The organism is Nostoc sp. DedSLP04, from assembly GCF_034530775.1.
GTDB lineage: Bacteria > Cyanobacteriota > Cyanobacteriia > Cyanobacteriales > Nostocaceae > Nostoc.
In genome coordinates this window covers 11,642-24,020 of the sequence record NZ_JAVRCL010000039.1, presented here as the reverse complement: position 1 = coordinate 24,020, position 12,379 = coordinate 11,642, and the positions used below count along the sequence as shown (strand labels likewise).

The 12,379-nt window shown below is 47.6% G+C and carries 1 protein-coding gene; it reads left to right on the top strand.

Annotated features, from left to right (window positions below; all coding sequences use genetic code 11):
- Positions 1 to 15: 15 nt before the first annotated feature.
- Positions 16 to 12,273: a type I polyketide synthase gene (locus RMX89_RS21565; protein WP_322690379.1), complete on the top strand. Its 12,258-nt coding sequence runs from the start codon at positions 16 to 18 to the stop codon at positions 12,271 to 12,273.
- Positions 12,274 to 12,379 lie beyond the last annotated feature (106 nt).

Below are 12,379 nucleotides of genomic sequence, written 5' to 3'. Positions count from 1 at the left end.
GTAGGTATTTTTAAGATGGCTGCAAATGAAAAAGAAGAGGGCAAGGAAGAACAATCACCCACAACGGGCGAGGTTTCAACCAAAGGGGAAAAGGAGCAGGCTAGCTCTCACTCAGCAGAGGTGAGGTTTGTACCAGAGGGCGGGGAAACTCCATTTTTCCCCCTGCCCCCTGCCTCTACAACCCTCTCTCCCACAAAACGAGCATTACTAGCACTAGAGCAACTCCAGACCAAGCTAGATGCCCTAGAGTATGCCAAGGCTGAACCGATCGCCATCATCGGTATGGGTTGTCGATTTCCCGGTGGTGTTAAAGATCCTGAGTCTTTTTGGCAGATGCTACACAATGGTACTGATGCTATTACCAAAGTACCGCGATCGCGTTGGGGCATTGACGATTACTACGACCCCAACCCACAAACACCTGGGAAAATTTCCGTTGCCGATGGTGGTTTTCTGGATGACGAGATTGGCAGTTTTGACCCCCAATTCTTTGGTCTTTCCCCTCGTGAAGCCACCTACTTAGACCCCCAGCAACGTTTGTTACTCGAAGTTAGCTGGGAAGCCTTGGAACAGGCTCACATTGTTCCCCAAAAATTATTTAACAGTCTGACAGGCGTTTTTGTGGGGATTGGAGCCAATGATTACGCTCGGCACTTAGAGCAAGCTGGAGTGTCAGATGCCTATATAGGTACTGGCAATGCCCTCAGTGTGGCGGCAGGTCGGATTTCCTATGTGTTGGGTTTAACAGGCCCCAGTTTAGCTGTAGATACCTCCTGTTCCTCTTCATTGGTCGCTGTTCATTTAGCTTGCCAAAGTTTACGCTTGCAGGAGTGCGATCTCGCCTTGGCGGGGGGTGTAAATCTCATGCTATCTCCAGCCACCAGTATCATTTTCTCCCAAGCGGGGATGCTTGCCTCTGACGGTCGCTGTAAAACATTTGATGCTCAGGCTAATGGTTACGTCCGGTCTGAAGGCTGTGGGATAATTGCCCTGAAGCGGCTATCTGATGCCCAGCGTGATGGCGATCGCATCCTCGCTTTAATTCGGGGTTCTGCGATTAACCAAGATGGGCCAAGTGGGGGACTCACCGTACCTAATGGTCCCTCTCAAGAAGCAGTCATTCGTCAGGCGTTAAAAAATGGTGGCGTTGAACCTGCACAAGTGAGCTATATTGAGGCTCACGGTACAGGTACTTCTTTAGGAGATCCCATTGAACTGGGTGCATTAGGTGCTGTTTTTGGCTCTAGTCATTCCCAAAGCCGACCCCTGAATTTAGGCTCAGTCAAAACCAACATTGGACACGCAGAATTCGCCGCAGGTATCGCTGGATTAATCAAGATTGTCTTGCAGTTACAACACCAAGCGATCGCCCCCCACCTACATTTCCATCAACCTAACCCACATATCAACTGGGCAGATTTACCTGTGGTGATTCCCACACAGACAAAGGACTGGTTGCGCGGTAATACGCCAAGAATAGCGGGGGTTAGTTCCTTCGGCTTCAGTGGCACAAATGCCCATGTGGTGCTGGAAGAAGCCCCAATCGGAATTCAAAATTTAAGTTGCGCTTCCAGCGCACCAGAGGTGCGACTCAAAATTCAAAATGAAAATCTTCCTGAGCGTCCCCTCCATCTTTTGGGCTTGTCAGCAAAGAGTAAAACGGCTTTATTGCAGTTGGCTTTAGCGTATCGAGCTTACCTGGAAACTGCGCCAGAATTAGAGTTAGCTGATGTTTGTTTTAGTGCTAATACTGGGCGATCGCATTTTAAGCACCGTTTAGCTGTTGTAACCAGTTCCTCAAACGAACTGAGGCAAAAACTAGGGCAATTGATAGCCCTAGAACAAGTTTCAGGTGTTTACTCTGGACAAAGTAGTACAATATCACCCAAAGTTGCTTTTCTATTTACTGGACAAGGATCGCAATACATCGGTATAGGTCAGCAACTATATCAAACTCAGCCCACATTCCGCCAAGTCTTGGATCGGTGCGCGACCATCTTACATTCCTTGGGGGATAAAAATCTGCTAGAGATACTTTATCCATTCACAGGCACACAAGAAACGACTGATACCGAAGTGGCAATATTTGCTTTTGAGTTTGCCTTAGCACAAATGTGGCAATCTTGGGGTGTCAAGCCAAGTATTCTCATGGGAGATGGTGTAGGTGAATATGTTGCTGCTTGTTTAGCAGGAGTTTTCAGTTTAGAAGATGGACTGAGGCTGATTGTTGCCCGTAGTCAATTATCTGAAGAATTTGCAGCCATAGCAAAGGCGATCGCCTATCATTTACCAAAACTACCCATTGTCAGTAACGTTACGGGTCAAATTGGGAATGCAGACATCGCCTGTGGCCAATATTGGGTTAACGACCTGCGCCAACCGGAAACGACCGTTCAAAGCATACAGACACTCCACACAGAAGGCTACAAAGTTTTTCTGGAAATTGGGACACAGCCAATGTTGTCGGAAATGAGAGTTAGCCTTCCTGAAAGCGAAGTGCTATGGCTGGCTAGTTTGCAGCCAGGGCAAGATGAATGGCAGCAACTGTTGGCAAATTTGGCACAATTGTATGTCCGAGGGGTAGCAATTGATTGGTTTGGCTTTGAGCAAGACTATGCCCGCCACAAAGTCACTTTGCCCACTTATCCCTTTCAAAGACAACGCTATTGGGTTGAACGTCAAGGCGATACGGCTGACAGCCCGATCGCCGCTTCAACCTCAATCACTGGTCATCCATTGCTAGGACGGCAGGTGTATTTAGCGAGTTCTCAAGAAATCCGGTTTGAATCGGAAATTAGCAGTGATCGCCCAGCCTACATTCAGTACCATCGAGTTTATGACCAGGTAATTTTACCAGCAGCCAGTTTTTTTGAGATGGCTCTCTTTGCAGGTATAGCTGTTTTCGGTACATCAGCGTTAGTTTTAGAAGATGTGCTGGTACAGCAACCATTAATCTTACCAGCAGGTGAAAACAAAGCACTCCAGCTAGTCGTAACACTAGAAACAACCACTGCCGCATCTTTTAAAATTTTTAGTTTAACCAAGGTTGGCGAAGCAGCTAAACCGGTGGAAACCTTGCACGTATCGGGTAAAGTTGCCGTTGATACCCAACCCCAATCTCCCCTCCAGGTTGACATCGCAGCAATTCAAGAGCGACTGTCTACAGAACTATTGGCTGAAGACTTTTACCAGCTTTTAGAATCTCTGGGCATCGACATCGATCCGCCTTTGAGAGCCTTGCAACAAATCCACTATGGAGACAGCAATGCTCTCTATTCTTACCAATTACCCCAAGAATGGATGGGCGAAAGCATCCCCTATACAGTTCATCCGATTTTACTCGATGGTTGCGTTCAGGTAGGTGGTTTCAGTGCTGCCTTGTTTCAAGAGGTTGAGCGCGAAACCTATTTGCCGTTTGGAGTAGATCGATTCCGCTTTTACCGCAGTCCGAGCGATCGCTGTTTGTGCTACAGCCAAAAACTAATCTCAGAAAATTCCGACCGCACTAACGTAACCCTGAAAGCAAATTTGGTACTTCTAGACTCTGATGGCACGGTTTTTGCCACATTAGAAGGATTGCGATCTAGGCGAGCTACTACCCTGGCTGTGGGCGAGAGCGATCGCCAAACCCTAGCCGATTGGCTTTATGAGGTGGAATGGCGGCTGCAAGCTAGGTTTGGGCAGCCATTAGCACCAGAATTTTTGGCAACGCCTGGAGAAATTGCTGAGAAACTCACTCCAGATTTGTTAAATCTAATTGCTCAGGTCAATCTCGAACCTTATGGGCAGTTTTTACAGCAGTTAGAAAGTCTCAGCGTCAGGTATATTTGGCAAGCTCTACAGACTTTGGGGTGGCAATTCCAGCCTGGGGATGTGATTTCCGAAGCGGCGCTTATCCAACACCTTGGAATTATACCTCAACAACAGCTACTTTTCCATCGCCTCTTGCAAATTTTAGCAGAGGAAAATATTTTGCAAGACAGTGGCGATCGGTGGCAAGTCCGGCAATGTCCAGTTTGGGAAACGCCGCAGGAAATCAGCTATGCCGATGGAGAAGTGGAATTAACGCTGTTGACTCGATGCGGCGAGCAATTGAGTGCTGTGCTGCGGGGTGCTTGCGACCCCCTACAATTAATTTTTCCCAATGGTGACTTAGCTTCAGCGACTCACCTTTATCAAGATGCCCCTGGTGCAACAGTAGCGAATACCCTCGTTGAGAAAGCGATCGCTCACGCCTTGGCAGCACTACCCAGCGATCGAGGGGTGAGATTGCTAGAAATTGGGGCTGGTACTGGGGGAACTACTAGTTACCTCTTGCCTCAACTTCATCCCCAGCAAACAGAATACGTCTTTACTGATTTGGGATCTATATTTCTGAGTCAGGCGAAGGAGAAGTTTCGAGATTACCCCTTTGTCCGCTATCAAACTTTAGATATTGAACGCGATCCTGCATCCCAAGGGTTTGCACTCCATCAATTTGATATTGTGATTGCGGTGAATGTCCTCCACGCCACAACCAATCTCAGCCAAACTTTGCAGCACGTCCGGCAGTTACTAGCGACCGGGGGACTGCTGCTGCTGTTAGAGGGTACTGAACGTCAACGGTGGCTAGACTTGACTTTCGGCTTGTTGGAGGGTTGGTGGAAGTTTCAAGATCGTGACATTCGACCGGATTATCCCTTGGTTAGTCAGACTCAGTGGGGGCAACTGCTCAGAGAAAATGGATTTGAGCAGGTGGTGACTTTTCCAGGCGATTCCTCTCCAGAAAATGCCCTTTCCCAGCAGAGTTTGATTGTTGGGCGATCTAGCGCAGTTGCGGTTGCTCAGTCCACCCCCAAAAGTTGGATTGTCCTGGGCAATCGCAATGGCATTGGGCAGCAGATAGTTCAACGCTGTCGAGATGCGGGAGACATTTGTCAACTGGTCGTTCCCAAATCAGGATTCCAGCCATGCCAACCGGATGATGTGGCGCTCGACCCCACCGACCCCACAGCTTTTGTTGAACTCATTGCCCAAGTTGCGGCGCAGGCTCCCTTACAAGGTGTAATCCAGTGCTGGAGTTTAGAGAATGGGGAAACCCTAGCAGCAGCCTCGCAAATCGGATGTGGGACGACTCTGCATTTAGTCCAAGGTTTACTGAAAGCAGGGTTATCTACACTGCCCCGTCTGTGGATTGTCACAGAGGGAACTCAACCAGTACCGGGGAATGCTCCTTTGATGTCATCTATTGCCCAATCTGCTGTTTGGGGTTTGGGTAAAGTGATTACCCTAGAACATCCAGAATTAGAATGCACCTGCATCGATCTCGATCCCAATGCAGATGTAGAAGTGCAAACAGCAGCACTTTGGGCAGAAATTTGCGATCGCACCGCAGAAGATCGGGTGGCGTTTCGAGAAGGCAAGCGTTATGTGGCACGGTTAGCCCGTAGCCAGTTTGCTCCCAATGAACAGGAAACTCTTCTTTCTTTCTCCGCCGAGGGAACTTACTTAATTACTGGGGGGCTAGGAGGTTTAGGATTGCTAGTGGCGCGGTGGATGGTAGAACGGGGAGCAAAACACTTAGTTCTCGCGAGCCGCAGTAGCCCTGAAGCAGAGGCTCAAGATCGGGTTGCAGCGTTAGTAGATGCAGGTGCTACTGTAACTATCGCCTCAGCTGATGTGACTAATTTTGAGGACATATCCAATGTCATTGCCGATATTGATCGCTCTCTCTTCCCGCTCAAAGGCATAATTCATGCCGTTGGTGTTCTAGATGATGGGGTACTGTTGCAACAAAATTGGCAGCGATTTATCCCTGTTATGGCTCCCAAGGTGCAAGGAGCTTGGAATTTACATCAGTTGACCCAAGCTCACGCCCTTGACTTCTTTGTACTGTTTTCATCCATAGCTGCTTTGTTTGGCTCTCCTGGTCAAGGCAATCATGCGGCAGCAAATGCATTTTTGGATGCCTTGGTACATTATCGCCGCACCTTGGGGCTAACTGGCTTGAGCATCAACTGGGGTGCTGTCTCCCAAATAGGGGCTGCGGCTAAACAACAAGCCGATATTCGCGGACAAAATCTGGGATTAGGGGCGATCGCTCCAGAGCAAGTACTGAAAATTCTGGAACATTTGATGTCAACAGCCGCAGTAAATGTTGGGGTTGCACCGTTGCAATGGTCAAAAGAACTGCGACGGTGGTTGTCCCGTCCCTTTTATCAGGATTGGCAAGGGGCTGCTGAACTTAGTACTCGCCCTGTTGAAGGTGGCTTCCTCCAGAAATTGGCTGCGGTTGCGAACAGCCAACGGCGAGAACTACTGGTGAATCATGTCCAAACCCAAGTTGCTCAGGTACTAGGTCTGGAGTCAGGGCAGGCGATCGCCCTAGAGCAAGGCTTTTTTGAATTGGGCATGGATTCTCTGACCTCTGTGGAACTGAGAAATCGCTTGCAGGCGAGTTTGGGAGTATCCATCCCCTCAACGGCTGCCTTTGACTACCCCACTGTGGGCGAGTTGGTGGATTATCTTGCCGCCTTAGTCATCAATGACAGGGAACAGGGAATAGGGAATAGGGAACAGGGAATAAGGAATAGGAAACAGCGAAATAGCACACATCCAGTTTTACCAGTACCGGAGGAGCGAAGGGCAATTCCTCAACAAGTCCCATCCACTCCGACTATCTTAGTAACAACTAAAAATGAGCCGATCGCTATTATTGGTATGGGTTGCCGATTTCCCGGTGGTGCCGATAGCCCGGATGCCTTTTGGGAGCTTTTATGCCAAGAGGTTGATGCCATTACCGAAGTGCCGAGCGATCGCTGGCATCTTGATGAATATTATGACCCTAACCCCGATACTCCAGGGAAAATGTACGCCCGTTATGGGGGATTTGTGGGCAATTTAAAGGAATTCGATCCTCACTTTTTTGGGATTTCTCCCAGAGAAGCGATCGCCCTCGATCCTCAACAGCGATTACTTTTAGAGGTCAGTTGGGAAGCGCTGGAAAATGCCACCTTGAATCCTCAACAGTTAGCAAAAACTAAAACTGGCGTATTTCTTGGCATTTGTAATGATGACTATACCCGTCGTCTTGGTAAACTCGATTTGGCAGAAATGGATGCCTACATCAGTACGGGTAACGCTCATAGTATCGCATCGGGTCGTCTTGCCTATAGTTTGGGGTTGACAGGCCCTTGCTTATCTGTTGATACAGCTTGTTCTTCATCACTAGTTACTGTACATTTGGCTTGTAAAAGTCTGCGCGATCGCGAGAGCGATCTAGCAATAGCCGGGGGAGTGAACCGCATTTTTTCGCCTGAAGTCTCCATTAGCTTCTCCAAGGCGCGAATGCTCTCTGTGGACGGTCGCTGTAAAACTTTTGACGCTGCTGCCAACGGCTTTGTTCGCTCTGAAGGGTGCGGTATGGTGATACTCAAGCGATTGAGCGATGCAGTTGCCGATGGCGATCGCATTTTGGCTGTAATTCGTGGTTCTGCTATCAATCAGGATGGGCGCACTAGCGGGTTAACTGTTCCCAGTGGGCCGTCCCAGCAAGGAGTCATCCGTCAAGCTTTGGAGAATGCCCAATTAACACCAACTGATATTAGCTATATCGAAGCTCATGGTACTGGTACAACATTAGGCGATCCTATCGAAATAGGAGCTTTGGGCGCTGTGTTTGCAGCTAGTCATGCCCAAACGCAACCTTTAGTTGTGGGTTCTGTGAAAACGAACCTGGGACATCTGGAAGCGGCGGCGGGAATTGCTGGTTTAATAAAAGTAGTGTTGCAGTTACAACATCAGCAAATTGCTCCTCACCTGCATCTGCGACAACTAAATCCATATATAGATTGGGAATCATTACCCATCAAGATTCCTACACAACTGATGCCTTGGCAACCTCCAACTGACAGTCGCATTGCTGGGGTAAGTTCCTTTGGGTTTAGCGGCACTAATGCTCATATCATTTTGGCTGAAGCGCCTGTTGTGGTGCCAACAGATGCCATCGGCGAACGCCCCATGCATCTATTTACCTTGTCTGCCCAAAGCGAACGCGCATTGCAGGATTTATCTCAGCAATATCAAAATTACTTATTGCGTCACCCACAACTTGCTCTATCAGATATTTGCTTTAGTGTCAATACCGGACGAGGACAATTCGACCATCGCGTGGCGATCGCTGTCACCTCTAGCAGCGAATTAGTAGAAAAACTGGCTGCTGGTCAAGGGTTTTCTGCTGAAGGCGTTGCAGGGATTTTCCGAGGCTACCTACCTAATCAGCGTCGGACTCCTAAAATCGCATTTTTGTTTACAGGTCAAGGTTCTCAATATGTAGATATGGGAAAGACCTTATATCAAACTGAACCTAAGTTTCACCAAGCATTACAGGAATGTGAGGCTATTTTACGCACTGAGTTAGAAATTCCTTTGTTGGAGATTTTATACCCAACAACAGAGAAAGAACAGGCGGCAGCATTACTTCAACAAACAACTTATACGCAACCAGCTCTGTTCGCTCTAGAATATGCTTTAGCTCAACTTTGGCAATCTTGGGGAATTCAGCCAGATGTAGTTTTGGGGCATAGTGTTGGCGAGTATGTAGCTGCTTGTATTGCGGGAGTTTTTAACTTAGAAGAGGGACTTAAGTTAATTGCCGCACGGGGACGGTTGATGCAAGCTGTACCTGGTGGCAAAATGGTGGCGGTTTTGGCTTCAGAGTCTCAGATTCGACCGTTTTTAGATCCATACAGCGATCGCGTCGCTATTGCGGCGGTGAACAGCCCGCAAAATGTGGTAATTTCCGGTGAGACAAAGGTGATCGAAGCGATCGCGCAAACCCTGGAAGCCAACGGCATAGTCTGCAAACCTCTGGTCGTGTCCCACGCTTTCCACTCGCCGCTTATGGCACCGATGCAAGCAGCGTTTGCCCAAGTAGCGAATCGAGTGAATTATCAACCGCCTCAGCTAACTTTGATTTCTAACGTTAGCGGACGAGTAGAAAATGAAGTGTTAGCTACTGCCCAACATTGGGTTAATCATATCCAACAACCAGTTCGGTTTCTTGAAAGTCTCCAGACCTTAATACAACAAGGAGTTACCCATTGCCTGGAGATTGGCCCAAGCCCCATTTTAATTGGTATGGGGCGGCAGAGCTTACCGGAAAGTGCGATCGCTTGGCTGCCTTCTTTACGGTTTAGTCAACCAGATTTACCCCAGATGCTCCAGAGTTTAGGTCAGCTTTACACTCAAGGTGTAAAAGTTGATTGGCAAGAGTTTGAGCGCCCTTATCGCAGAAACAAAGTAGTTTTGCCCACATACCCATTCCAAAGAGAACCTTATTGGGTAGATGAAAGTAAAGTCAGCACTGCCTTACAAAAGAAAACACCAGAGTTTAAACCCAGCCAACCCCCACTTCATCATCCTCTGTTGGGTCAAAGATTGCGGTTAGCAAGTTCCACTCAAATCGTTTGTTTTGAATCCCAACTCAGTGCCAAAAATCCTAGCTATCTGCATCATCATCGCGTTTTCGGCAGGATTGTACTGCCAGGCGTGGCTTATGCGGAAATTATTTTTGCGGCTGGTGTTAATGTTCTCAAATGCGATCGTTTAATTATTGAAGCTGTCACCATTCATCAGGCTTTGATTTTGCAAGAAGATGAAGTGCGGACAGTTCAGACAATTTTCAAAGCAGAAACAGCCAATGTTTACCGTTTTGAAATTCTCAGCACTCGCTTGGATACTGCCGAGTCAGATGATCTGCAAACAGAAATTGTCTGGCATCTCCATGCTTCTGGTAAGTTATCGAAACCCGAACAGGCAAAGCCGCCTGAAGTTATCGACATAGCACTTTTACAGCAGCAGTACACTAATCCAGGCAACAGCATTGAGAGTAATTATCAACGGCTTGATGCGATCGGGTTCAACTATGGCTCAGACTTCCACGCTGTACAAGCATTTTGGTTAGATGCCGACCAAAACGCCTCTCTTTGTTCTTTACAATTACCGCCCCAACTGGCAGACGAAGCAAACCAATATATTATCCATCCAGTGCTAATGGATGCCAGCGCCCATACTATCAATGCTGTACTTTCTTACAATATTGGTGAAGATGATATCTATCTACCGATTGGATTTAAGCGAGCAGAACTTTACCGCCGTCCAGCGAATCCTCAACGTTTGTGGAGCTACACGCAACTGGATAAAGTAGCTGGGATGAATCAGCAAGTAATTACCCAAAACGGTTACTCGCTGGACGAAGATGGCACTGTTATTGTGCAGGTAGAGGGTTCGTCTGGTAAACGAACGAACCGCCGGACACTACTTCGCATCCTGCAAGAGCAAGGTAAAACAGAAATTCAAGATTGGCTGTATCAATTAGAGTGGCAACCTTGGCGAGATTTGCTCATTAAAGGGAACAGGGAACAGGGAACACTTCGACAAGCTCAGTGCATCGCAGGGAATAGGGAAGATGTTGAGAGGGCAACCCTATTTCCTCAACCGCAGGTTGGTCATTGGTTAATCTTGGCTGATGCCACTGGTCTTGGTCAACAATTGGCAAGTGAGTTACAACAGCAAGGTCACACTTGCACAATTGTTTTTGCTGGAGATAGTTATCAGCATTTAGGAACTAATATTTATGCTGTTAATCCCTCGGTTTTAGAAGATTTTCAGCGTTTACATCAAGAAGCGATCGCTCCAAATCACCCCGAATATATTGTCCATCTTTGGAGTTTAGATTCCTTGGGTTTAGATGCACTAGCCCAAACTGCAACTCAGGGCTGTATTAGTCTGCTATTGTTGGTGCGTTCGCTCCTCCAGCCAACTCATTCCACATTACCACGCCTTTGGATTGCCACTAGGGGAACCCAAGCTGTAACAGAAATCGCACTTCCACAGCTTCCTTTGTGGGGATTTGCTCGTGTGGTTGGGCTAGAGCATCCTCAACTTTGGGGTGGTTTAATCGACCTCGATACTCATGTTCCCACCCCAGAACTCGAAGCCCAACAACTCCTGAGTCAACTGGTTGATTCCCAAGGAGAAGACCATCTAGCCTTGCGAGGCGGACAGGTTTGGCGATCGCGTTTAGTCAAACAACCCATGACGCGAACGCAACGCCTATCCTTCCAGGCAGAGAATAGTTACCTCATTTCCGGGGGACTGGGAGCTTTGGGACTATCAGTAGCAGAGTGGATGGCTGAATCAGGCGCAAAGCATCTGGTATTAACAGGACGGCACGCACCCTCTGCTCAAGCACAAGAGGCGATCGCTCGTTTGCAGCAAGCTGGTTTAGAGGTGCGAATCGCAACCGTTGACGTAGCAGATGCCCCAAGTATGAGGAAATTAATCACCGAAATTCAAACCAGTCCACATCCTTTGCGGGGCGTAGTTCATGCGGCAGGCATCATTGACATCCAACCCATTGAATTAATGCAGCCCAGCCAGTTAGAAGCTGTTTTTCACCCGAAGGTGATGGGCGGTTGGGTACTGCATGAGTTAACCAAGGAAATACCCCTGGAGTTCTTTGTCAGTTTCTCCTCAATTGCCGCAGTTTGGGGTTCTAAAGGACAAGCCCACTATGCCGCCGCTAATCATTTCCTTGATGGACTAGCCCATTATCGGCACAGCCAGGGATTACCTGCTCTAAGTATCAATTGGGGGCCTTGGAGCCGTTATGGTATGGCTGCTTCCGAAGAGGGTCAAGCTTGGCTGGCTCAAAATGGTGTCAGGGCATTATCACCAGAAATGGCGATCGCTGCTCTAGATTACCTCATGGGAACAACTAATGTCCAAACCGTCGTTGCAGACATGGAATGGCAGCGATTTAAGCAACTCTACGAAGCAAAAGGACGGGGATTGCTGTTCAAGGACATTGAAACTCAGGCACAACCCCAACCGCAAACTTCAGAGCGGCGAACTGAGATTTGGCAACGCTTAAGCCAAGTCGAGTTAACGAGCGATCGCCAAGAAATTTTAACAGCTTACTTCCAACAAGAATTAGCACAGGTGTTGCAATTAAATTTATCGACTCAAATAACTACTGTTAACATTCAGCAGCCGCTAGATACGATGGGTCTTGATTCTTTGATGATGTTAGAGTTACGCAACCAAGTTCAGAGAGATTTAGAGGTTGACATTCCAATGGTTAAATTGATGGAGGGAATTACGCTTTCGGAATTAAGTATTTTGGTCAATGAACAGTTATCAGAGAATTTCCAAAATTCTACTAATACTACTAATGAAGAAACAATCCATTTCAAGGAAAAAGATGATAATTGGATTGAGCTAGAAATCTAGGAATACAAAGCGAAATTAAAAACAGATGACTCACTTACTGCTAGATGATTACCGAAATAACTTTTAGGCTCACGCAAAGACGCAAAAAAGGAAAATTATGAACGCG

Coding starts and splice junctions, on each gene's coding strand:
- RMX89_RS21565 (WP_322690379.1), top strand. CDS start 16: ATGGCTGCAAATGAAAAAGAAGAGGGCAAGGAAGAACAATCACCCACA.